The organism is Bacillus salipaludis (genome assembly GCF_030938565.1).
Lineage (GTDB): Bacteria > Bacillota > Bacilli > Bacillales > Cytobacillaceae > Neobacillus > Neobacillus salipaludis_A.
In genome coordinates this window covers 113,980-137,642 of sequence record NZ_JAVGVR010000002.1, presented here as the reverse complement: position 1 = coordinate 137,642, position 23,663 = coordinate 113,980, and the positions used below count along the sequence as shown (strand labels likewise).

22 protein-coding genes and 3 pseudogenes are annotated in these 23,663 nt (G+C 35.1%); 18 read left to right on the top strand and 7 right to left on the bottom strand.

Annotated elements, in window-relative coordinates; all coding sequences use genetic code 11:
• Window positions 1-189 precede the first annotated feature (189 nt).
• The 12 genes and pseudogenes from RCG21_RS31715 (at window position 190) to RCG21_RS31670 (ending at window position 10,760) form a co-directional block, all read left to right on the top strand.
• On the top strand, window positions 190-1,083 hold the full coding sequence (locus RCG21_RS31715) for an NAD(P)/FAD-dependent oxidoreductase (RefSeq protein WP_308914437.1): 894 nt from the start codon (window positions 190-192) through the stop codon (window positions 1,081-1,083).
• A gap of 103 nt (window positions 1,084-1,186) precedes the next feature.
• The gene (locus tag RCG21_RS31710) at window positions 1,187-1,666 is read left to right on the top strand and encodes a DinB family protein (protein WP_308914436.1); all 480 of its coding nucleotides are present in this window, start codon (window positions 1,187-1,189) and stop codon (window positions 1,664-1,666) included.
• Window positions 1,667-1,959: 293 nt separating this feature from the next.
• Entirely contained in the window at window positions 1,960-2,145 is a 186-nt protein-coding gene (locus RCG21_RS33685; protein ID WP_372512783.1) for a hypothetical protein, read from the top strand.
• 179 nt (window positions 2,146-2,324) lie between these two features.
• Window positions 2,325-2,477, top strand: coding sequence for a hypothetical protein (locus RCG21_RS31705; RefSeq protein WP_308914435.1), 153 nt, complete (start codon window positions 2,325-2,327; stop codon window positions 2,475-2,477).
• A 64-nt stretch (window positions 2,478-2,541) separates the two neighbouring features.
• Window positions 2,542-2,852: pseudogene (gene pgoN / locus RCG21_RS31700) on the top strand (glyoxal/methylglyoxal reductase); the annotation flags it as partial.
• A gap of 33 nt (window positions 2,853-2,885) precedes the next feature.
• A complete protein-coding gene (locus tag RCG21_RS31695; protein ID WP_308914701.1) occupies window positions 2,886-3,497 on the top strand; it encodes an MFS transporter in 612 nt (203 codons plus the stop codon).
• A gap of 65 nt (window positions 3,498-3,562) precedes the next feature.
• Entirely contained in the window at window positions 3,563-3,841 is a 279-nt protein-coding gene (locus tag RCG21_RS31690) for a hypothetical protein (protein WP_308914434.1), read from the top strand.
• A 667-nt stretch (window positions 3,842-4,508) separates the two neighbouring features.
• Window positions 4,509-5,804: an MFS transporter gene (locus RCG21_RS31685; RefSeq protein ID WP_308914433.1), complete on the top strand. Its 1,296-nt coding sequence runs from the start codon at window positions 4,509-4,511 to the stop codon at window positions 5,802-5,804.
• Between the two features lie 977 nt (window positions 5,805-6,781).
• On the top strand, window positions 6,782-6,958 hold the full coding sequence (locus tag RCG21_RS33680) for a dihydrodipicolinate synthase family protein (protein ID WP_372512800.1): 177 nt from the start codon (window positions 6,782-6,784) through the stop codon (window positions 6,956-6,958).
• Window positions 6,959-7,474: 516 nt separating this feature from the next.
• A complete protein-coding gene (locus RCG21_RS31680) occupies window positions 7,475-9,286 on the top strand; it encodes a LytS/YhcK type 5TM receptor domain-containing protein (RefSeq protein WP_308914432.1) in 1,812 nt (603 codons plus the stop codon).
• A gap of 9 nt (window positions 9,287-9,295) precedes the next feature.
• Entirely contained in the window at window positions 9,296-10,042 is a 747-nt protein-coding gene (locus RCG21_RS31675) for a LytR/AlgR family response regulator transcription factor (RefSeq protein ID WP_308914431.1), read from the top strand.
• Between the two features lie 325 nt (window positions 10,043-10,367).
• Entirely contained in the window at window positions 10,368-10,760 is a 393-nt protein-coding gene (locus RCG21_RS31670) for a Replication termination protein (RefSeq protein ID WP_308914430.1), read from the top strand.
• A 960-nt stretch (window positions 10,761-11,720) separates the two neighbouring features.
• Here the strand turns inward: RCG21_RS31670 and RCG21_RS31665 are convergent.
• Window positions 11,721-11,876: a hypothetical protein gene (locus RCG21_RS31665; RefSeq protein WP_308914429.1), complete on the bottom strand. Its 156-nt coding sequence runs from the start codon at window positions 11,874-11,876 to the stop codon at window positions 11,721-11,723.
• 719 nt (window positions 11,877-12,595) lie between these two features.
• On the opposite strand from RCG21_RS31665, the pseudogene RCG21_RS31660 reads away from it, so the two are divergent.
• Window positions 12,596-12,802: pseudogene (locus tag RCG21_RS31660) on the top strand (IS6 family transposase); the annotation flags it as partial.
• A gap of 296 nt (window positions 12,803-13,098) precedes the next feature.
• Here the strand turns inward: RCG21_RS31660 and RCG21_RS31655 are convergent.
• The 5 genes and pseudogenes from RCG21_RS31655 to RCG21_RS31635 all read right to left on the bottom strand — a co-directional run bounded on the left by RCG21_RS31655 (window position 13,099) and on the right by RCG21_RS31635 (window position 19,794).
• On the bottom strand, window positions 13,099-14,925 hold the full coding sequence (locus tag RCG21_RS31655; RefSeq protein ID WP_308914428.1) for an alpha/beta fold hydrolase: 1,827 nt from the start codon (window positions 14,923-14,925) through the stop codon (window positions 13,099-13,101).
• Between the two features lie 59 nt (window positions 14,926-14,984).
• Window positions 14,985-15,569 carry a TetR/AcrR family transcriptional regulator gene (locus tag RCG21_RS31650; RefSeq protein WP_028402269.1) on the bottom strand — a complete coding sequence of 195 codons (585 nt, stop codon included), beginning with the start codon at window positions 15,567-15,569 and terminating at the stop codon, window positions 14,985-14,987.
• Between the two features lie 397 nt (window positions 15,570-15,966).
• Window positions 15,967-16,167 (bottom strand): hypothetical protein, encoded by a 201-nt coding sequence (locus RCG21_RS31645; protein WP_308914427.1) that lies wholly within the window; start codon window positions 16,165-16,167, stop codon window positions 15,967-15,969.
• 82 nt (window positions 16,168-16,249) lie between these two features.
• Window positions 16,250-19,208 (bottom strand): annotated as a pseudogene (locus tag RCG21_RS31640) (Tn3 family transposase).
• A 31-nt stretch (window positions 19,209-19,239) separates the two neighbouring features.
• A complete protein-coding gene (locus RCG21_RS31635; RefSeq protein WP_308914426.1) occupies window positions 19,240-19,794 on the bottom strand; it encodes a recombinase family protein in 555 nt (184 codons plus the stop codon).
• A gap of 409 nt (window positions 19,795-20,203) precedes the next feature.
• Between RCG21_RS31635 and RCG21_RS31630 the strand changes: the two genes are divergently transcribed.
• The 3 genes from RCG21_RS31630 to RCG21_RS31620 are packed head-to-tail and all read left to right on the top strand — an operon-like array spanning window position 20,204 to window position 21,659.
• Entirely contained in the window at window positions 20,204-20,650 is a 447-nt protein-coding gene (locus RCG21_RS31630) for a hypothetical protein (protein WP_308914425.1), read from the top strand.
• A gap of 2 nt (window positions 20,651-20,652) precedes the next feature.
• A complete protein-coding gene (locus RCG21_RS31625) occupies window positions 20,653-20,877 on the top strand; it encodes a helix-turn-helix transcriptional regulator (protein WP_308914424.1) in 225 nt (74 codons plus the stop codon).
• 59 nt (window positions 20,878-20,936) lie between these two features.
• A complete protein-coding gene (locus RCG21_RS31620; protein WP_308914423.1) occupies window positions 20,937-21,659 on the top strand; it encodes a DUF4386 domain-containing protein in 723 nt (240 codons plus the stop codon).
• Window positions 21,660-22,017: 358 nt separating this feature from the next.
• Here RCG21_RS31620 and RCG21_RS31615 read toward each other — a convergent pair whose 3' ends face one another.
• Entirely contained in the window at window positions 22,018-22,443 is a 426-nt protein-coding gene (locus RCG21_RS31615; protein WP_308914422.1) for an SRPBCC family protein, read from the bottom strand.
• 331 nt (window positions 22,444-22,774) lie between these two features.
• On the opposite strand from RCG21_RS31615, the gene RCG21_RS31610 reads away from it, so the two are divergent.
• Window positions 22,775-23,263 carry a hypothetical protein gene (locus tag RCG21_RS31610; RefSeq protein ID WP_308914421.1) on the top strand — a complete coding sequence of 163 codons (489 nt, stop codon included), beginning with the start codon at window positions 22,775-22,777 and terminating at the stop codon, window positions 23,261-23,263.
• 146 nt (window positions 23,264-23,409) lie between these two features.
• Complete coding sequence (locus RCG21_RS31605; RefSeq protein WP_308914420.1) at window positions 23,410-23,658, top strand: spore germination protein; 249 nt, start codon at window positions 23,410-23,412, stop codon at window positions 23,656-23,658.
• Window positions 23,659-23,663 lie beyond the last annotated feature (5 nt).

The window sequence follows — 23,663 nt, the reverse complement described above, 5'->3', positions numbered from 1 at the left end:
GCTATTCAAATCTTAAACCCAAAATAGAACAATTCCAACAATTAAAAGAACCCTAAAAAAGTTAAACCCATTCTTACTATGTGGGTGGCTTTTATTTTTGGTGAAACTTTTGGGGGAAAATAGGCAAAGAGGGGGAATTAAGGTTGAAAATTCCTTCTATGTAAAGGGCCCAAGAAAGGGGATCTACCTGTGAATTATGATTGTATTATTGTAGGTGGCGGTATTGCTGGTCTTCAAGCAGCTATCCAATTGGGCAGATATAAACATAAAGTTCTTGTCATTGATTCAAATTATGGTCGATCAACATTATGTAAGAGCTATCATAATATATTAGGTTGGCCAAATGGTATTAGTGGGCAAGAACTTCGTCAGATTGGAAAAAGGCAAGCAGAAAACCTGGGAGTAGAGTTTAAATCCGAAGTAGTTGACAGTGCTGAAAAGATTGGAAAGGGATTTCAGCTCAAGGTAAAAACTGGTTTCCAATATGTATCAAAGCGATTGTTATTGGCAACTGGTGTAATGGACAGGATACCTGCATTTCCTGAGCTTCTAAACTGTCTAGGTATAAGCGTTTATGTTTGTCCAGATTGTGATGGCTATGAAGTGAAGAATAAAAGTACGATTGTGATTGGCGCGGGAAATGTAGGAGCCAAGATGGCCATAACCCTCTCTTACTGGACACAAGATCTTATCTATATCAATCATGAACAGACGGAGATATCAGAACACCTATTAAAAGAACTTAAGGTTCATCGGATTCATTATGTTGAAGAGACCATCCAAAAGGTCTTGGCAGAAAATTCTTATCTACAAGGATTTATCATGCAAAGTGGAGAAAAAATTATGAGTGAACGTGGCTTTATTGCATTCGGGGGGAATGAAGTGAAGTCGAAGATTGCGAAGCAATTAGGGGTAGAACTTCTTGAAAATCAGCATATTGATGTCAACCCACGAACCAAAATGACGAATATACCCAATGTATGGGCAGCAGGTGATGTGGTTGCTCATTCTGAACAGGTGACAATAGCTATGGGCGACGGTTCTGCGGCAGCTATTTGGATTCATAAGAGTTTAATGGATTAAAGAGAAGTTTGAGGATAACGGGAGGATTCACATTAAAAGGAACAACACCCACAGGTAATACACAAAAATTTAATCCGTAGCTTTAATAGGAGGTGCGGCTATTATGACGAAGGAAATGTTGCTGAGACAAGTGGAGGTAGTTCGAGCCATTACTCTCCAAAAGTTGGTATCTATCACAGAAGATGTGGCTGATATTATTCCGAAGGGATTTAACAATACAATCCGTTGGAACGTTGGTCATATTTTAATTGTTCAGGATCAGCTATCTTCGAAATTTGCAGGATTACCGCAACAACTTTCTCCAGAATTTGTTACCCTATTTGGCAATCGGACGAGACCAAGCGAATGGCAAGTAGAACCTCCAACGTTGAAAACCTTATCCTATGAATTAAAAAAGCAAACTGCTTACATCAAGGAGTCACTCGGCAACCGACTGCAGGAAAAAGCAATAAAACCCTTTGTACGGCTTGGTTTTAAGATGGAAACAATCGGAGAAATTCTCGCGTTTAGTTTACACCATGAAGGAATGCATACAGGAGTTATTTATGCGATTCAACTTGCAATTGCAGGTTCCACCAATTGAGAAGCAATACTGAGGATGGCAAAATATTCACTAGTTCTAATTTCTTTAGCATCCATTTTGGGATTTTTATACAAAAAAATTTTCTAATTTCAATATTTGTTAAATTCACATAATTTATTTTTTATACGCCCGGACAATAATTGATTTATAATCCAAGTTTCACCTCCAAACGGTCAGCAAGGCGGGGTCATTAGGAATGATAATATAATAGAAGAAAAAGAAGTAAAGCAGTCAAGGAACCGAGATAACTTTTTAATTAAGCATCGTGTATTTGTGGAGCTGTTTTTGCTTTCGTGGATCGAGAGGGCAGACCATACGGCCAAGAAATGTTGGATGATTTTTATAAAACCTTTAAACACTTCAATTATAAGCCCAACCATTCTGAAGTTTATCCATTCAAGGTTAAACAGATTAGCAGCATACACGACTTAAAAGTCACAAATCCAGCGTTTCAAGGAAAAGAAATTATAGGAGTTTAAGGAAAAGACGATGAAGAGTAATAAAGGACAGATAAAATTTATACCTAAGAGTAGCTAATATCACTCTTTTTTCTTGAATAAATTATCCAATCAATTTTTCGAAATTTTAATATTTCTAATGAAATCCCTTTACAATTGTTTGGTAATCTTAAGGAAAGAACAATATAGGAGTGATTATAATGGTTGCTAAAATGAAAAGAGAATGGCATAAATTCTGGTTTATCAGTTATAACACCCTATTAGCTAAAAGTATAGATTTAAACAAAAATGAAAAATATCTTCAGAAATCAAAACATCATGGAGACAAATTGATTCAAATCTTGTCGCAATAATTGAATTGGATATTTTGGTATATAAAATCTAAATAATAACAATTAAAAGAGAGTGGATAAATTGTCACTTGGGGTAAGTAATTTCCAAACACATCACCTTGAATTGATGAAAGATGCAGAAATTAAACCGATGGTGAATCAAGTAGAGTACCATCCACATTTGACACAAAAGAAAGTTCAATCTTTCTTCCAAGAAAATGGTATTCAACTTGAAGCATGGTCACCATTAATGCAAGGACAATTATTAGATAATTAAGTTCTACCTGAAATTGCTAATAAGTATAACAAGTCCGTTGCTCAAGTCATTTTACGTTGGGACATACAAACGGTGTTGTAACCATTCCAAAATCAACAAAAGAAAATCGAATCATTGAAGCTAGTCTGCTAACCTCTATACCAGTATTCTGTATGGGGCTTTTTTCCCCGGTCGCTGTAAAGGCTGGAGGTAAATGGGGAATTGAACGGATCATCGGCTTGTCGCTGGTGGTTATTGGCGTTGGTACTGTCATTCGATTATTTACGAATTCCGTAGCACTCTTGGTCATCACAGCCTTGATTGCTGGTATAGGTATTGCAATTATAGGTCCGCTATTGTCCGGATTTATTAAACAGTATTTTCCTAAGCATGTCTCTTCTTTAATTGCCGTATATTCAATTGCACTTACATTGGGGGCTGCTTTCAGTTCTGCACTGTCGGCACCGCTTAAGAAAACCTTCCACTCCTGGCAGAGTTCACTTGCATTTTGGTCGATAATCGCTTTCGTTGCTGCTATTATCTGGTGGTTGTTTGTTCAACTTCAAGTAAAAAAATCAGCACAAAATGATTTAGTAGGTACAAAAACCAATTTGCCATGGTGGAACGGTAAGGCTTGGAAACTAACTTTATCCTTTGGTTTGATGGCTATGCTTTTTTACTCGTATACAGCATGGCTTCCTCAGGTGATTCAAGGGAAAGGATACACAAAATCCTTACGCACAAACTTCTTTTACTGTATTCGTTGTTATTCAAAATTCCTGTAAATCTAATTTTTCCTATTTTGTTAAAAAATTTTTCCTCACGTCGCCTTAGGCTGGTGATAGGATCCTTGCTTGAGCTTATAGGTCTAATCTTAATCCTTTTACACATTGAACCTTTGATCGCTTCAGCCTTTATTGGTATTGGCGCAGGTGGATTGTTTCCCATAAACCTTCTTTTGCCAATAGATGCAACAAATAACGCTCATGACGCTACAAACAGCTTTTCATCTGCCATTTTTGGGTTGATTGCAATGATTTTACTGATGATAATCATACAATTTGCAGCCACTCGCAAAAATTTTCAAACCACAGAGTATGGTCAAAAAAACGAGTTTATGATTGATTAATAAGGGAGATGAAAGAGCTACAAGCTTAACATTTTTCTCATTTCTCATTTAATATGATGATGCTACACAAATTTTTGAAGAGTTAATAGATAAATCAGAGAATCTAGAATATTTTCATGAAATTACTCCTTTCTCATATTTTTGGTTGAATCACATACTCTAATTTGATAAAAATAAATTGCCATTATAGCATTGTTAATTTATTCTTATTTCCAGAATACATAATAATCTATTAATTTAGTATTTTTTCATGACGAAATGTGTATATCTAAAACAAAATCCCTTGTTTCCATAACGAATTACATCTTTTTCCGATTCAATGAATCTAACAATTTAAGATAAAAAAGGATGACTGTTTAAAATTCAAGATTTGAATTTTAAACAGTCATCCTTTTTTTAATTCAACAATTATATTAAAAAGCATAGATTCAATTCGTCTCTGAATAAAAGCGTTTCATCTCTAAAAAAAAACATTTCGTCACAAATTTAACAAAAAATACAAATTATTTTATAGCATATAACTTGCGGAATAATTAAAAAATTCTAAAAATAAATCTAAGGGAGGTTCATCAGAAAATAAAATTTATAAGTAAAAATTTTGATTATTCCAATAAGTGAAAGCGTTTTAATTAAAGGGTACAATTAAAAAAATCAGGAGGTAACTTCAATGAATGATCGATCGCAGGTAATACCAAAGAAAAAATGGAAGGTTCGTTATTCGGTTTTATTAGTACTGTGGTTATGTTGGTTATTTTCTTTCATGGACCGTATGGTAATTACGATTGCATTACCATTTATTGGAAAAGACTTCAACTTAAATGCTACATCTCAAGGATTACTATTAAGTATATTCTTTGCCGGTTACGCATTGTTCCAGATTCCAGGCGGAATCTTATCAGATAAATTTGGTTTCCGCCGTACCATGAGTATTGCTATTACTTGGTGGTCCATTTTTACAACTTTAACTGGACTAATCTTCTCTTTTCCACTTTTGTTAATGCTTCGTTTTATCTTCGGTTTAGGGGAAGCTTGTTTACCCGGGGCATCATACAAAGCAATTGCTACCTACTTCCCTAGTAAGCAACGCGGTACTGCTACAGGAATTCAATCAACAGTAAACACTCTGGGGCCGGCCTTAGCAGTTATTGCAACAGCAGCTATTATAGGATTATTTGGCTGGCGAGCTGTCTTTATCATCATGGGTATCCCGGGCCTTTGTGTAGGTATTTACATTTGGCTGAGGATTAAAGATAACCCAAAAGACCATTCTAAAATAACAAAAGAAGAACTTTCAGAGTTGGATGAGGATTTAGATGAAAAGCCTTCGGAGGAAACGAAATCTATTTCTTTTAAACAGCTTTTCAAAAAACCAATCTTATGGCAAATGGCTATTATTTGGTTCTTCTTTGATATAACGTTCTGGGGTTTTACTTCTTGGCTTCCTTCTTACCTGATCAAAGAAAAAGGTCTTTCTCTAATGAGTACAGGTATCTTTAGTGCATTACCATATTTAGTTGGAACAGTAGCCATCGTTTTTGGCGGATATTTATCAGATAAAGTAAAAGGGAATAGGAAATGGGTTTTCATTCCTAACGCATTAATAGGTGGCTTATCTTTATTTTTTATGTTCCAAGCTTCCAGTTTAACAATGGTAATTATTTATCAATGTTTTGCAGCGTTCTTTATGTTCCTTGCACAGGGAGGGTTCTGGGGTCTGGTTGTTGATAGTCTCCCCGCAAAAATAATGGCATCGGGTACAGCGACAGTTAACTGCTTTGGATCTATTGCTGGTTTCATCTCACCATTCTTAATGGGCTATATGATTGAAAAAACCGGTACGTTCCATTCCTCATTCATTATGATGATAGCTGCTCTAGTTTTAGCAGCTATTACCGCGTTGACTATTAGCGGTAAGCCAAAAGAAGAACCAGTAAATTTAGAGCTTACAATAGACGCTAAATAAGAAAAACGGAAAAATTTATTGCCAAACCTTATGGTTCTAAATAGTAACCGGGTATGCATTTTGAAAACTTAAACGGCTTAACAATTTTCAAATAAAGTTTAATCAAGTAATGGAGGTTGAACCTGTATACTGTAACGAAGGCCTGATTAAGTAATTAAAGAGAAGCGATTGTAATGAAAACAGTCGCTTCTCTTAACTTTATATATGTTAAAAAGAAGATTTGAAATTTATATAAAAAACCTATTGAATCCAAAGAAACAACCGGTTTAAGAATTGGCTTCTATGATGAGCTTATAGACGATTTAAGCAAAAATTGATTTTGGAAGAAGTGATGATAAGTGAAAAAGCAAGGAGCTATTGAGAAATTATTGTCTCCTTTACAGTGGCTTTTTTTATGTTTGCCAATACCGTTGTTGTTCCATTTTCTGTAGGAGCTACGTTCCAACTCCTACAAATACGATTGAAATGACAATAAGATGCTCCTTTGTATTTACAGGAATTTCCAGAATCCTGCAGTCTTGGATTGGACATCGTTATCCATTATTGGACAGCCACGCGGGGCTAATGTGGAGCTTAATTTAAATATTGGTATCTCCGCCTCTGCACTTCGGATGGACCCAGTATTATGAATATCCCTCCAGGCTTATTTGGCAGTATTCCAGTGCTTTTGCGGCCTTTCATTACAAATTGCCTCATAATGGGTGTGATTATATCAATCATTTTAGAAAAAATAATAGATTGGAATAAGTTAACGACCAAATTAGTGGGATAGTCCTTTTTTCTCGTTAAGAGATGGTAATCTTAAATTAGAAAGAAAAGGATATCATTATGCTGCAATGCATATGATGAAAAATATTTTTTGACTGACTTTTTGGATGTCTATTGACCGCAATTGTAACGCATTTTAACGATAAACTGAAAATTGACTATGGGAAAACAAAGCAATTCTATGATCACTTAATTAAACAACTAATTCTATAGATCTTCCTATTATGCTCTATAATATTCCAGAAAGATCGGAGGTAGACGTAGCAACAGATACAATACTACGTTTCAGAAATATTTCTACTATAAAGGAAGCAAGTAGTGATCTTTCTAAGATTGCATATTTGCTAGAAAAAGCTCTACCAGACATTAAATATATACTATGTTAGGCAGGCACGGGGTGTAAGTAGAAGGAGTGACTGCTACAAAAGTATAACCTCTAGGCAGCCTTTTCACATTCTGATAAAAAAATAAAAAGCATCCTTTATTAATGGAACTCCATAGCCCCATGAGGCAGAGTGATCTGAACTCATTTTATTTATCCGTTATGATGATAACATGGATTTTGAAATCCAGTGAATCAGAGAAAATTCAAGAGATATTCTTATCAAGCTGAGGGACAGAATGCAAATAGCTTAATTAAACTAACAAACACAACTCTGAGTGGTGTTTGTAAAGAAAACTATTATTTGTATTTAAGTTGGACAAAGAAACTCAAAGATCCAACCGTGGAGACATTTTGATTTAATTCTTCCACCAAATTAACTTTCTTGTCGTATACTAAAGAGAGAAAGGTCATTCCTAACATCTCGAAAAGTATAGTTTACAAACTATATTTTTCGAGATGTTAGGGAGGTTACTCCTTTTTCATGGCTAACAAACTTAGTCATATCTAGGTTTGAATTATGAAGTTTACACATTTAATAATACTTAAAAATGATTTTCTCACTTCTTTAAATGAAAAAATAGGAGAAGTTTCTATGTTAGATCTAATGTATCAAATGATTTGGCGGATGAGCATGATTGTTACGATTGCATTCTTAATTACTCGACTTAATCTCTTTCGACAAATGATTTACCAGCGTTTAAGTTGGAAGGGTAAAGTAGTTATGATTTTAATTTTTGGTTTATTTGGAATAATCGGTAACTACACAGGGATTGTAATCCAACCAGATATTTTCAAAAAACCTTTTAATTATCCGGATCATAATATGGAATCCTTTAAAGCAATTGCTGATACTCGTAATATAGGTGTTATTATGGGAGGTCTTTTTGGCGGCCCAGCAGTAGGCCTTGGCTCTGGAATTATTGCTGGAGGACATCGATACCTTCTAGGAGGATTTATTAATAAGGCAACTTTTTTTCTAACAGTAGTAGGTGGATTAATTGCTGGTTGGATCAATCGGAAAATTGCCTATAAAGAAAGAATTCAACCATCGCATATTTTAATAATAAGTGTTTGTATCTTATTCATTCAAATTATATTAATCCCTGAATTAATTGAATCCCATGAAATGGGAGTTCTATTAATAAAATTCACAGGAATACCCATCATCATTGTAAATGGCATTGGAATTTGGATCTGTAGTTTAATCTTTTATAGTGTCTTACGTGAAGAAGATAAAGCAAAAGCCATTCAGACCCAAAAGGCTTTATTTATCGCAAATAAAACATTGCCATTTTTTCGTCAAGGTTTAAATGAGCAAACTTGCGAAAAAGTAGCACATATACTGTATACGCATACAAATGCGGATTCTGTAGCCATTACCGATTTGAATGAAGTTTTGATTCATGTAGGAAAATGGAAGAAATATGACCACTTACTGCAGGAAGATGATCAAAATTTCATGGAAAAAGTACTTCAGACAGGGGAAATATTTACTTTAAAATCAACTATAAATACCAAGCGTCCATTGAAAGCAGTCATTATTGCCCCATTATTTGTTCGAGAAAAGCCTGTTGGCACCTTGAAAATGTATTATACAAGACCTTATAAACTTAATGAACCGGAACAGGAATTAGCTGAAGGGTTAATGATGTTGTTTTCCACACAGTTAGAATTAGGAGAGGCTGAGCGTCATAAAGAATTACTTCAGAATGCAAAGATAAAAGCATTGCAAGCTCAAATTCATCCTCATTTTCTTTTTAATTCTATTAATGTTATTTGCGCTCTTTGCAAAAGAGATCCCTTTTTTGCTAGGAAACTTCTTATTCAATTAAGTACCTTTCTTCGTAATAATACGAGTGCGACAAACCAGATTTTAATTCCAATTGAAAAGGAAATGGAAAGTGTAATGGCTTATTTCACTTTAGAACAAGCCCGTTTTCCCGAACGATTTATACTAAAGAAAAATATACATTCAAGTCTTGAAAAGGCATTGATCCCTCCCTTTACAATTCAGCCTCTAGTTGAAAACGCAATTGTTCATGGATTTTCAGAACGGTGTAAAGAAGAAACTGTTGAAATTAATATATACAAAGAAGAAAATCTCTTGAAAATTTTAGTTAAAGATAATGGTATAGGAATTCCTAGCAAAAGAATGAGAAACATAGGAAGCAAAGAAATTCCATCAAATAAAGGGACTGGGATAGCGATACAAAATATTAAGGAGAGGCTATCCTTAGTTTTTGGTTCAGAAGCTTCTTTTTCTATAAAAAGTCAGTTTAAAAAAGGAACGGTTATTACGATTGTGGTTCCACTACACTATGAAAGGTAGGAAAAGTGTGTGATAACAGCTTACTTGGTTGAAGATGAGATATTTGCTAGAGAGGACCTCAATGATTTACTTTGTCAAAGTAATAAAATAGAGGTAATAGGTGAAGCAGATGGAATTCAAAAAGCCATTTGGGAGATTCATCAATTAGAGCCCGAAGTTGTATTTTTAGACATACATTTAGCAAAAGGAAACGGGATTGAATTAGCTAAACAACTTCGTACATTAAAAAAGCCACCCTTTGTTGTTTTTGTAACCGCTTTCGACAAGTATGCTGTAAAAGCTTTTAGCCTTGATGCAGTTGATTATATCTTAAAGCCCTTTGATGAGGAAAGAATTGAACAGACAATAGAAAAAATCGTAAAGTGGAATCAATTAAAAAAAGAAGAAGACCAATCACATGATGTAAAAGAAATAAAGCCGAACATAACTATAAGTAAGCTTGCGGTAGTCAAAGATGAACGAATTCTATTGGTGGATATCCATAACATTATGTATGTAGGAACAGAAAATCGCCAAGTATTTATAAAAACACTAAATGATAAGTACTTAATTGATTCTCACCTATATGAGATAGAACAAAAATTAGAAAATTTCTCATTCCTAAGAGTACATCGTGGATATATTATTAACCTTGAATATGTTAATGAAATAGAACAATGGTTTAGCGGCACATATAATATAGTTTTTTGTGATGGATATAAGGTTCCAGTTAGCCGCTCTTATATAAAAACCGTTCGCAAACACTTAGATTTTTAACCCAATCCCATCGTTCTACTATTATTGATATCCTAGATTTACTTAAAATTGATTGTATTCCCTGTCCATAAGTAGACAGTAAAATAGCTTTCAACGAACCTTTTTACTTATGATATTCCTCATTGTGAATCTATGTTATTTAGGTGGTTTGAATATCATAATCGGAAACGCATATACAAGCGAGGACATCTCTTGATATGCGGTCTTTTCCATTCTCAACAATTTTTTAACGTCAATATGTTCTAAATTCATATTGAATAGTATATATACGCCCGGACTAAGAACGGTTTATAATCCACTAAACAATCAGCGAGGAGGGTTTATTTTGGAGGATAATATAATAGAAGAAAAAGAGGTAAAACCACGGAACCGAGATAACTTTTTAATCAAGCAGCGTGCGTTTGTGAAGCTGTATTTGCTCACGTGGATCGAGCAGGGGAGACCATACGGTAAAGAGATGTTGGAGGATTTTTATAAAACATTTAAACACTTTAATTATAAGCCTAACCATTCTGAAGTTTACAAAGGATTGCATGAACTTCTGGAAGACGGAATCATCACAAGGTCCCGGATTATAAAAGAGGGTTCTAAGCGTAAAGAGCTTAAAGTATATGAAATTGCCAATATGGATGAAGCTAGACGTTATAAGAAGCAAGTGAAAGAGGATTTAGACCGTAGCATTGGCCTTTTAAATAAGGCAGTTCGAGATAATTTCTAAATGAGCCCAATTAATATAGCTTCTTAGAACCAATATATGACGTGGAAAATATGATTCATTTACAAAATTTCAGTTAGCTTAACAGAAGGTCTCCTGCTGCAGAGTGGGGGATTTTTAATTTAAATATTCGGGAGTACCGAAAATTACGTAAAATATTGTTTTGACGTAATAATGATATTTTTTTATAATTGAGAGGGGTAGAGGACTTAAGAAAAAATAAATTCCGTCTCGATATGTTAAGTAATCTTAAGAAAGTAAGACAGGATAAAAATTTATAAAAGTAAATATTCTTTCCCCAAATATCTACAAACTTTGCCCAATTTTTAGTAAAGTAATAAACACTTTCACCAGCATAATTTTCTCAATTTCAATAACAAGTTACATACCAAGATGATTTTGTTTATCTAAAGTGAACATTTTCGTATAAAAAATACAGGGTTATTACCCTGCCTAGCTAAGAAGATTCTTAAGACAAATACACCACCAACAAGATAGATTCTGTAACAAGTTATCACCTTCATTCATATTTACAGATTCTTAACTTTCTTTATTGAACCTTGGTCATATACTAAAGTAAACCCTAAGATAAGTTGTTTTCATTGTAACCCGGTTAGCATAACCGGGATTTTCTATTTCACATTCACAAAATTTACATAACCTTTACGATTCTATAATCCTTTGTATATGCTAAATGTGTAAAATTTGAGTATAAGTCGAACTTCTTTCATGACATGTATCCGGCACTAAGCTGGATATTTTTTTATTAACAAAAAACTTTTTGTATCTACTCGGTTGCAATCCCAGAAATTTAAACAAGTACTAATGAAGGAATATTGATAGGTTCTTTGTATATTTTTAGAATATTTATGTTATAATGGGGAATATATAAGGAAAGACGAGATGCGCTAACATCTCGTCTCTGTAACCAATCCAATGTGGTCGGTTGCTCCTAAAATTTAATTACCTCGTTTTAGAAGACCGCCCGGTTTTGTTGGATGCATGACGGGTGGTTTTCTTTTTGTCTTTTTTAATAGTTATTTTACTAAATAGAAGGATCGTCGTTTGGGAGACAATCGTTTTTAGGATAACTACTACTACGTCAAAAAGTACATTCATTACGGTCACCCCCCTTCTCTCTCAGTTAGAAGAGAAAGGATTAGGGCAACCTCCCACCCGACTAGTTACATGTGGTAATTATACCATAATTATGTAGAAATGAGGCGATTTTTGTAGCAAAAGGTTGGTATTACTTAGAAATAGGCGATAAAAATACATATAATATTGAATCTGGAGTAATAAAGCAGTACCTTTTTTGTAAAATAAAGGAAACATGAGAACGCAAGATGGAGAAAATATTTAAGAGATGTATCTTACCTATTGGGTTTCGAGATGATCCCTTTCTATATCGGTCAAGTTCTTTATATTCTCCTGACTATATTTCTAAATGGCTTTTAAATGTTTTTCAATTATTTCACCTGAAAAAATGGTACATATTTTTTTAGCTTTTTGTTTAAAATAATTCCTTATACAATTTTGCTGTATCAACGAGAAAAAACGTTAGAATACGACTTCCAAAGGTATATAGTCATTTTCTGATTCTTAATTTTGTTTATTGTTTAGGATTAATTACGGTAAACCGTACCATAAGTAAGCACATAGTTTGTTGAAGAAGAAACATCAAAGAATAGTTCAATATCTTTGTTGTTTCTTTTACTTGGGGAATTACCTTTATTAACAGTAATCTTATTAATTATGGAATGTAGGAAATCCGGTTCTGTTGCAAAATTTTCTACATGAAGCTACACTCTAGAAAACAGGATCTAGGAGAATCAGACATGAGATATTTTAAAGGAAAACAATTCAAGAAAGATATTATTTTAGTAGCTGTCGGCTACTACTGCCGTTTTTCTTTAGGTTATCGTGATGTATCTGAAATCCTGAAAGAACGTGGTATTTCAGTGCACCCAACAACCATTATGCGATGGATTCATGAATATGGCAATCCCATCTATCAAATTTGGAAAGTAAAAAATAAATCTGCACGCTTATGAAACCATTCATGCCCTATATAAACAAAGGCGAAGTCTTCAAAGAGACTCCTCCTTTTCAACGTACAATGAACTTCAACAATTACTAGCTACTTCCTAAACATTGTTCTTCATTTACCAACCTGTTTATGCTTTTTTCAAACTTTGCAACAGAACCAGTTTAACCATCATCATGTTCATGGAACTTTAGGTTATTTAAGTCCAGTTGAGTTCAGAAAACGAGCCCTTAAAAAAGCAGTCTGAATTTGTGTTGACAATCCACACCTCCATCAATACTATCAAAAGAACCTTTATACTGTTACAGCTTGAGAAATCCATTGAGCAGTTAGTTCAGGAGATTCAACAGGAAACTGATGACCGTACTGAATACGTGTAATATCCAAGTGTTCAAACTGCTTTGGGACATGATGATCTTTGTCCAAAGCTCCCCATAGTATCTTAATTTTCCTCTTATCCCATGTCTCGGGATTTAACTGAATGGATTTTGATATAGTTAAGCAAGACATGACCGTAGCGTTAGTTTTGCGTATACGGGGGGATTTTAAATCACGGACCACAGAATGAGCGTAATTACTCAATAACTGACTGGATGTTCTGAAGCTATTGGCTTGAAGTAGCTCTTTTTCCAAACGGGCGGGCTCCATATATTTTAGAACGAAACTTGTAATACGTCGAAATCTATATTTAGGTTGGATAGGATGCAGTACTGGCTGCAATAAAATGAGTTGTTTAATCAGTGAGGGCAGCCGTTCCATCACTTGAGCCGCAATCAATCCGCCAAATGAATGCCCCACTAATATAACGGGTCTGTTCAACTCAGTGATCGTTGTGGAAATGCTCTCTACATAGCCTTCTAGCACAGAAGGATTATGGTGATAAGGGGTACGCCCAAATCCAGGTAAATCTACGAACCAAGTATTTAAACTGCTTAAAAATTGTGAGAGGGGCAAAAGGGCATCGGCATTGCTGAACGTCCCATGAAGAAAAATAATAGGCGTTTCATTCCTATCTTTCTCTAGCGAAACTAAGTTAGCCCTTCTTCGTTGACTAAAATCTTTCTGCTCATTTTGATTCAGGCCTAAATGATTTAACCGATAATCCAAATCACTAATGATAAAAGGGAGCGTGGACGGAACTACGAATGAATTTCTGCCGTTCCTTTGTTCTATTTCTAATTTACTGTAAACAGGGAATTCCGACTTAACAAGAAAACTCATGGATTCTTTAGGAATACCAAGCATCTTACCAGCACCCATTCTAAGCACAGTTTTCAATAACGGAAGCGGTATAGTTCCTAACGGCTTTGTTGTCTGCAATTCGTGTGTCATGAGTTTGATGAAAGTTCGGATCGACGGACTCTCTTGCTTAGAATCTAAAAGATAGTAGGTATTGCTTGATAACCCTTCTGTATTAGCAAGTTTTGAAATAAACGAAGCCACATGATCAATATGAACCATTGGTAACCAATAATCGTCGCCGCCTGGAACAAGCGGCATAAGATTTCGCCTTACGGCATCGACTAAGATACTAAGGCCTCCAATCTGTTCTGTTTTCCCTGAGAAGGAGTCTCCGACGATTACACTAGGATTAACAGTAGATAAGGGAATGCTCATGTTATGAAGAGATTTTCGTATATAAGAGTCGGCTAAAAACTTCATTTTTTCATAAGGCGGTTGATTGTCCAGCAAATGATCTAGATCCAACAATGCATTTTGTTCATGATAGGGACTCATAAAGCCTGCGACATGGATAAAATGCTTTAATTCTTTTGCAGCGTGGATATCCTGTGCTAGCCGAGCAAGGGATTTTGCAGGGGCGAGGAAAGACTGCTCAGCTTCACTGAGGTTCAACTCAATATTCATTGGACCTCCTGCATGAATAATTAGATCAGTTGCAAGTAATTGCTTGTAGCTGTCATCACTTAAACCTAATCGAGGCTGCGTTAGATCACCGATAACAGGAACAATGTTGTTCTGTTGATTGGGTGCCAGTTGATTGATGATGGTAAGAAGACGATTTTTTTGACGTACAAGTGCATAAATCTGATGCTGAGAAGCTAACTCAGCGATTAAATGACGTCCAATATAACCAGTTCCGCCGGTCATGAAGATATTCATAATAAAAACACTCCTTTATTATTTTATAGTACTAACTAGTACTAATATATCTAAAAATATTACTTTAGCATGGAAGCTAAAGCAGGAAATAAATTTTTGATCATATCTTGGTTGTTAGAAGCTTGAGCCAAGAAGAGAGCACCCTCAATAGAGGAGACAATCAACATAGCTGTTTGTTTAACGGGCAGCTCTTCCTTTAGTTCTTGTCGTGCAATCCCTTGGGCTAAAATCAATTCAACACCATGCAGCTGTTTTTCAAAAAAACTCTTGATTCTATCTCTAATTTCAACCGCGTCAATAGGCGTCTGTGTATACAGAGTCAGGAAAGGACAACCGCCAAGGTAGTTATTTTGTTCAATAGTATCGCTTAAAATGTGGAGTACCGCTTCTAATTTCTCCTGAACGGTTAGCTCAGTTTGAGACACAATATAATTAATTCGCTGCTCGTAATGTGCTATCAACTGATTAACAATAGCGAGCAGCAGCTCCTCCTTGCTCTTAAAATAATAATAAATGTTCGTTTTTGAAACTTTGCTACGTGCGACTATGTCGTCCATGCTTGTTGCCAGAAAACCTTTAGTAAGAAACAATGTAAAAGCGGATTGCAGAGCAATATCTTTATTACTAAGTGTATTTTTTTTCATATTAGTACTATACAGTACTACAAATGAAGAGTCAAGGGAATGATTGATGAAATGCATACAAATATAAAAATCACTATGGAGGTATCAATACTCCTAAAGAATTCCCCATAGAAGTACGAGTCTGGATAAATACCCAATCCGAATATATTGTGACCGAACTAAAAATTAGGGGCTTCCAGTCAAGTGTCACTTTAGGAAATAGATTTGATATTTCAATTTTCCGGTTAACAGACATAACCGGAAAACCATTATTCAGAGTACAAAGGGCATCGCCAGCATTTTAGAAAAACCTCACGCTAAGCAAAGAATAAAATAAATCAGCTCATTTACATAATTATCGTTAGCGGAAGTTATTGCAATCCCTTCTCTTTATTTAGAAAGGGACTTACATCATTACTTATGTACAGCAATATGTAGCATCACTTACTGCATCTTTAGGAATATACAATTTACCGTCTTTTATTTCATATGGAATGTTATTTCTTTTTAGTTTAGTTGTGTCAACACTATTAGCAGTATCACCCCACTGTACTAACTTACCGCTATATTCTTTTTGACAAGCTACTAACATTAGGAGAATAAGGGGTACAGCCAACATTTTGACATATAACCCACGCTAATACAATAAATGGAAAATAAAAACTGATTTCTCCGACGCTAAGGAAAAATCAGCTATATCTCTATATCTTTAAAGGACGCAATTTATTTGAGTTAGGTACCTTTTTCAAATCAAATGTATATTCCCCTAGTAAGTTAATGTGTTCCCAACCTAATGGGGAAATATGAGATAATAACTCCTCTTTTAATAATCCTTTTGCTTTTAGGATCTTTGTAGCTTCTGTGAGATAAACTGTATTCCAAACTGTAATAGCATTTATAAGAATATTTAAAGCACTAGCCCGTTGAAGTTGATCTTGCAATCCTCTTTCCCGTAATTCTCCACGTTTACCAAAAAATAAGGCTCTAGCCAATCCATTCATGGCTTCTCCTTTATTTAATCCTCTTTGGATACGCCGACGTAATGTTTCGTTAGAAATATAGTCTAATATAAAGATTGTTTTTTCAATTCTGCCCATTTCACGCAATGCTGTTGCCATTTTATTTTGACGGGAATAGGACCCTAACTTTCCTAAAATAAGAGAAGCTGATACTTTCCCTTCTCGTATGGAATGTGCTAATCGTAAGACATCATCATAGTTATCTTGAATAACCCCAATGTTAATTTTTCCTCGTAGAATTCCTTCAATCTTTGAATAATCGTTAGATTTATTCATAACATAAAGCTTAGAGTCTGATAGATCTCGCATTCTAGGAGCAAAACGAAAACCTAATATATGACTTAACCCAAAGACTTGATCTGTATAACCAGCCGTATCTGTATAATGCTCTTCAATAGATAATTCTGATTCATGGTGAAGAAGCCCATCTATAACATGAACGGCATCCCGAGCGTTTGTGTTAATAACTTTTGTATAAAAGGAAGAAAATTGATCGCTGGTAAATCTATAGATAGTAGTGCCTTTCCCTGTTCCGTAATGTGGGTTAGCATCAGCATGAAGAGAAGAAACGCCAACTTGTACACGCATGCCATCCGAAGAAGAAGTGCTCCCATCTCCCCAACGTTTTGATAAAGAAAGGTGATGTTGAAAATTTACCAAAGTTGCTTGAGCTTTACTCAAAGAATCCTCATGTAATCGCCACTGGACTGCATTAGCCAACTGGTGATAGGTGATTCCTGGTGTTGCTTCAGCCATTTTGGTAAGCCCGATATTGGTCCCCATGGACATAATCGCAGCCATTACAATAGATTTTTCTTCACCCTTAGGAGAACGATTATTAGATGCATGAGTAAGGTGTTCATCAAATCCTGTCCAATTGGAAACTTCAATCAATAAGTCAGTAAGTTTTACCCGAGGTAACATGTTATATAAAGTTTGGCTAAGAGATTTTGCTTCTTCAGGTGTATCTTTCTCTAAACGGTCAAGTCGTATCCTTGACTTGTCAATACTTATTCCCTCAAGAGAATCTAGGTTTTTCAAGATATAATCTAATCTTTCATTTAAAGATGCACTCCTCTCTATTAAATATTCATTGGCGGACATACTAACAGCTAACCTATTACCTGTAGTTTTAGTTCCTTCCCAATCGTCTCTGGAAACTAAGTATTCCTCAAAATCCTTATGTAATCTGCTTCCGACAATCCATATATCTCCGGAACGAATATGGTTTTTTAATTCGGTTAATGCTGCTAATTCATAATACTTGCGATTAATATTACCATCCTCATCATACACATGTTTTTTCCATCTATTTGGCACAAAATCTAATGGTGCTCCATCGGGAATGTGGCGTTTCCTATTTTCATTCATTTCACGTAGAACATTTAGAGCACGTAATAAAGGTTCAGCAGCCTGTGTTGGTTGGAATTCCAATTTACTAAGCAGTAAGGGTGTATACTTTCTAAGATAGGTAAACCGGGTAACCAACAAATCTAAGTAATCGTAATCCATTGGGCGAGCTAAACGTTTTGCTTCTTCTATAGAATCAACGATTTTTTCCCACGGCATTATTTTATCTAATACTTCAAATGGATCTAGTCTTTCATTTCGTGCTTTTACTAAAGCTTCTCCAATATCTGCAAAGTGCAATATTTTTTCATTGATAGATTTCCCATTCTGCTTTTGTAGTTCCTCTTGTGCTTTTCTTCCCTTTGACTGTAAGATCATAATTTGGCGGTCATGGATTTCAATAGCTTGATCGATTAAATCCTGTCTAAGAGTTAATAGATGAGCTACAAGAATCGCGTACCTTTTCTTCTCATTAAATCTTCGAAAAGAATGAGGGTCATATCGGGCACCTAGCCTAGCAAGCTGAAGCAGTCTATTCGAATGAATATGTTCGGACCCTATAGAAAGATTTAATAAACGGACATAATCTAATCTTTCAATTACTTTCAAAAAAGCATCAGGTGATGATTGACCTGGTATTTCTCTAAGCCATCCAAGCTTTAGTTTTTGATTTATCTGAAGGGGGATCAATTAATTTCTCCAATTGCTGTTTTTGCCAATGAGATAACGGTTTAAAGAGTGAATTGTATACTTTTCCCTCTGCCCTTCGCCTTGTTTCCCATACTAACCTTTCAATCGTTGTCATAGCAGGCAAGATGATTTTTCGCTTACGCATTTCTTCTAAAGTTATCCTTATTAGGAACATGGCATTTCCATTTTCATTTGCATGGGGCAGTAATGCCTGTGAAATAACTCGATATGACTGGGCAGAAAAATTATTAAAACCATAATGTTTTCGTATTTCTTCCATATGTTCATGTTTCGTTTGCTCTCGTTCAGAATATAGCTTAAATTCACTTGGATCTATTTGTAACTGTTTAGCAACATAATTTATCACCTTATTAGGAATGTTCTTAATATCTGAAAGAGACCAACCAGGATAACGAAAAAGACAGATTTGAATAGCGAAACCCAATCGATTATAATCTCTTCTTCTACGTCTTATTACCTCAATATCATCATGTGTAAGGGTATAGTAGTATGCTAATTCCCAATTGCTTAAAGTAGAAGGGATTGTCAAGAAATCCTTTCTTTGATCAGGTGTAAGTAGTTCTCTTGCTCTTAGGTACAAAGGAAAATCCCTCCTATTCCAACCCCAAGGTTTAAATTTTTTCCAAAGCTCGATATAACACTGATTTACTTACACCTGTCATATCCGTAATTTCTTTGATGCTATATTGATTAGAAGAATGTAGTTTTAAAGCCCGTTCCACCAATTTAGGGTCTTTGGAAGGTCTTCCTCCGTTTCGACCTCTCATTCTTGCAGATTGTAAACCTGATTTTGTTCGCTCACTGATAATATCTCGCTCTAATTCAGCAATACTCGCCATTGTTCGAAAGAAAAACCGTCCCATAGCTGTGGATGTATCAATACTATCCTGTATGGAAATAAAATTGACCTTTTTTTCTTCAAAGGTTTCAGCTAACTCAATTAGGTGCTTTGTAGACCTTGAAATACGGTCCAACTTATAAACGACCACAGAATCGCCTTTACTTATAGCCTTTAGGAGTTGCTCTAATTCTGGGCGTTCCTTTTTCGTTCCAGTCATTTTCTCTTGGTAAATAACGGCTGCGCCTACTTTCTCTAAAGCGTCAATTTGAAGATCTAAATTTTGATCTTGAGTAGAAACACGAGCATATCCAAAAATTTTCCCCATTTAATTCCCTCCTCAGGAATAATTATTCCCTAATACGGGTAGTAAGTCAATTTAAGGGAAGATGATAAAGGGAAGGGTTTAGGTATAAGAAAACAACATAAATCATGTGAATTATAGATAGGGAAAGTTTTCCCTAAAACGTTCGTTTTTGGTGCTTATATTTAGAAAATCGATTGGATATTTATGTTAAGATAGATAAGAGATTGTGAAGAAGTGCACTTAAAGTAACGGGGCAGGTTTGTTGAATAAGCATGACATCCCCTGTCAATTGGTTTTCGAACATGTCGGTACAGTGCCAATTAAAGATATTTGGTTTTTTGTAATTTATACTTTACTTTATGTAAAGTTTGCATTACATTATGTATAACAGGTTTTACCGAAGGAAAATAGAAAATACAAGGGGGAAACCATGACGTATCAAGAAAAGAAAAGCATCATATCACTAATCAGTACGATTCTCATTTTTGGTACTTATTGCTTATACATGTACCCGGGACACCCTGAAGGAGAGCTTGTCTCGCTTGCCACCTTACGCTATTGGGGTTTATTCGTCCTCAACCTGATGTTGTTTTCAATAGTGGCACACATCATTATCAGCATTTTATTTAATATTTTCTTTAGATTTACGACTGGTGAGAAGGAGCCAAAATTTGCGGATGAACTGGATAAGTTAATTGAATTGAAAGCGAACCGAAATTCTTTTTTCGTATTTATCGTCGGGTTTCTACTAGCAATGGGATCGCTGGTCGTCTCTCAGCCGTCACATGCGATGTTTATCATCCTGATCATTTCGGGATTCACTTCCGATGTGACCGGGTCTTTGACAAAACTTTATCACTATCGGAAAGGAGTCTAATAATGGGAAAAAATCTTGTCGGCAATCATATCAGAAGATTACGATTTGACCATAACGAAATGACACAGCAGCAGTTAGCTGACAAGGCAGGCGTAACAAGACAGACCATCGTGGCTCTTGAAAAAGGAAATTACTCCCCATCTCTAGAACTTGCCTTCCGCATTGCTCTCGCCTTTAACTTACCGCTGGAAGAGGTATTCTTTTATGGGGAAAACACAAAAAAGTAATTATTATGTTCGTTTATTGCTTCACCGTTTTTGAATTTATGAGGAAATGGGGATAAAAAATGAATTCAAATAAAAAAGCAGCAAAAGTTGTGGGGATATTTTTTATACTCGCAGCCGTTACAGCAGTCATTGGTCTAAATTTATACAACCCTATCCTAAAGGATCCTAATTACCTGATTAAAGGTTCCGAACACACTAACCAGGTAATAATGGGAGCGATTATGGAGCTAATTCTGGTGGTTTCAGCGGTTGGTACTGCCACTACCATGTTTCCATTTTTAAGAAAGTATAATGAAACGATTGCTCTTTGGCATCTTTGTTTCAGATTTCTTGAAGCGATTATCATTACAGTTGGTGTAATAAGCGTACTGTCACTATTGACCTTAAGCAGGGAATATGCAGCAACAGGTTTTCCGAATATCGCCTCTTTCCAAGCCTCAGGCATTTTATTAAAAGCAGTACATGACTGGTCATTTTTACTTGGTCCCAATTTCATGCTCGGAATCAATACCATGATGTACAGTTATATATTTTTTAAATCAAAGCTTGTACCAAGTTTTATCCCCATCTTGGGTATGACAGGTGCAACTCTTGTATTTATTGCAGCCTTATTAGAAATGTTTGGCGTCATTCAACAAGTTTCAGTTTGGGGTGCGATTTTGTCTGTGCCAGTTGCAGCTAATGAAATGATTCTAGCGGTATGGCTCATTGTTAAAGGTTTCAACGAATCTGCATTAGCTGCCATTACTGCAAAAAAGAGAGGGGTCGGAAGTACGACTTGACATAATGGGTTTTGATACGATAAAAGGTAAAACCGTTCATTGATAAAGTGAAAGTTGTTATTACTGTATGAAACCTTTTTAATGAATGAGGAGAAAAAGACTGGCGATACTTTTATGTTGTATCGCCTTTTCTAATTAAGGTTTTGTTTATCATTTGTGAAACAATTCACTTAAACAAACGGGTGCGTTACTTGAAGATTGGGCTGCCATAATTGGCGGTTTTTTTGTTGTTCAACTAAAGTGGTTAGTACAATAGGAAAAAATAAAAAATGGCGATATCTGTAGTTATTTTATATCTACAGATACCTCCACTAATGGAATTTAATGACTTATAAAATTAATAACTGAAGTAGCTTTTTTAATCGTTTGTTTGCTCAACATATTTTTTAAAATTATTTAAAATCGCCTGCCATCCTTGTTGTTGAAACTCAATCGGATGTGTAGTTTCAGGATCAAAAGTTTCAATTACTTCGGTTTCGGTTTCTTTACCTTTAAAAGTGATTTTTACTTTTCTTCCATCACCTATGGTATAAGCAATAACCTCATGTAATTTTACTTCATCATAGATTCCACCAAAATCGAAACCAGCACTGCCATCTTTGGCTTCCATTCTTGAAATGAATTTCCCACCTGTTCTTAGATCATTTTCAGCAAATGGTGTGTACCAATCATCTGAAGGATTGTTCCATTTTGTTATATGATTTGGCTCTGTCCAATACTTCCAGACCTTTTCTAATGGTGCTTGAACTGTTGTTTCTACAGTAATTTTTTTAGATGTTTGCATTTTATTTACCTCCTCTATAATTACAAAAATTTTGTAACTGTCCTAATTAGGTGTCTGGATATATTATAAGTGTTTTCGGGGAGTTTTACTATTAAAAATAGTTAAAAAATAGTAAATTAGGATGGATTTTCATATAAGACGACATAACTTTATCTTCTAACATTGTGAAGAAATGCACTTAAACAAACGGGTGCAAGAGTTAAAGAACAGGGCTGTCGTTGCGACAGCTATTTCTTATTGTGCTAACGGGGCAGGTTAATTGAATAGGAAATTATCTCATAATCTCAAAACACCTTTATAATAAAAATAAAAAAAGCAGGAGTGTAACCAATTGTTTTCTTGGAGAATAACAAAATATAACCCGAAAAATAGAGATGAAGAAGGTTCTTATCTGGATAATGAGGAATGGACATGTTTTTCAGAGGTAGGAACTAAGGTTAGCGAAGAAGATTATTTGAGAACAGAATCAAACTACATAAATGCCATCACTACTTTTATGGATGAATTAGGCATTAAAAAACTTTATTTAAATGACTTAGAAATATGGTCTGATGAGGTTCAGAACCAAAATGCTTCTCCCTTTTTGACAAAAATGTGGGTGGGTAAATCCGTAAGTACGCAGGAAATTAAAGAGTTAGCAAAATTAACATTACGAAATGTTATTTGGTGTAAATTAAGTTACAAAAACAAGTTTTTTGTTCACTTCGGATACGATTATTATATGTACATTGGAACAAATATGGATTCACTGAACGTTCGTCAAAAAATCGAAGATACTGGATTATACATTGAAGAATTTAAATCTCCATATTTAAATTAAAAATTAATTCCATAACTTATTCCTTCTTCAAGTACGGGGCAGGTTAGTTTAATAATAAGGCATTCGCAAATAAGCATAGTTTTAATAACGAATAGGCAATTGCTTGCATAGTATGAATGTGATATCAATAAAAAGGATGTGACAGGATGCAGCAGACTGTGATAAACATTTTCAGCATGAAAATAAACAGTGTTTCTAACACCGGATCTGTCAACATCGGTGAAGTTCTTCATAACGCCCATACGGCCAATACTAAATCTCAGGGCCAAAATGCCTCATATGGAGATTTTGCACCGCCGAGTGCAGCAATGGAAAACGTATTTATTGACCCGGACGTTAATGATATGGGAGATATCGCAAATCCATCGAATGTCTTTAGTAATCCAATAATATAAAGGGA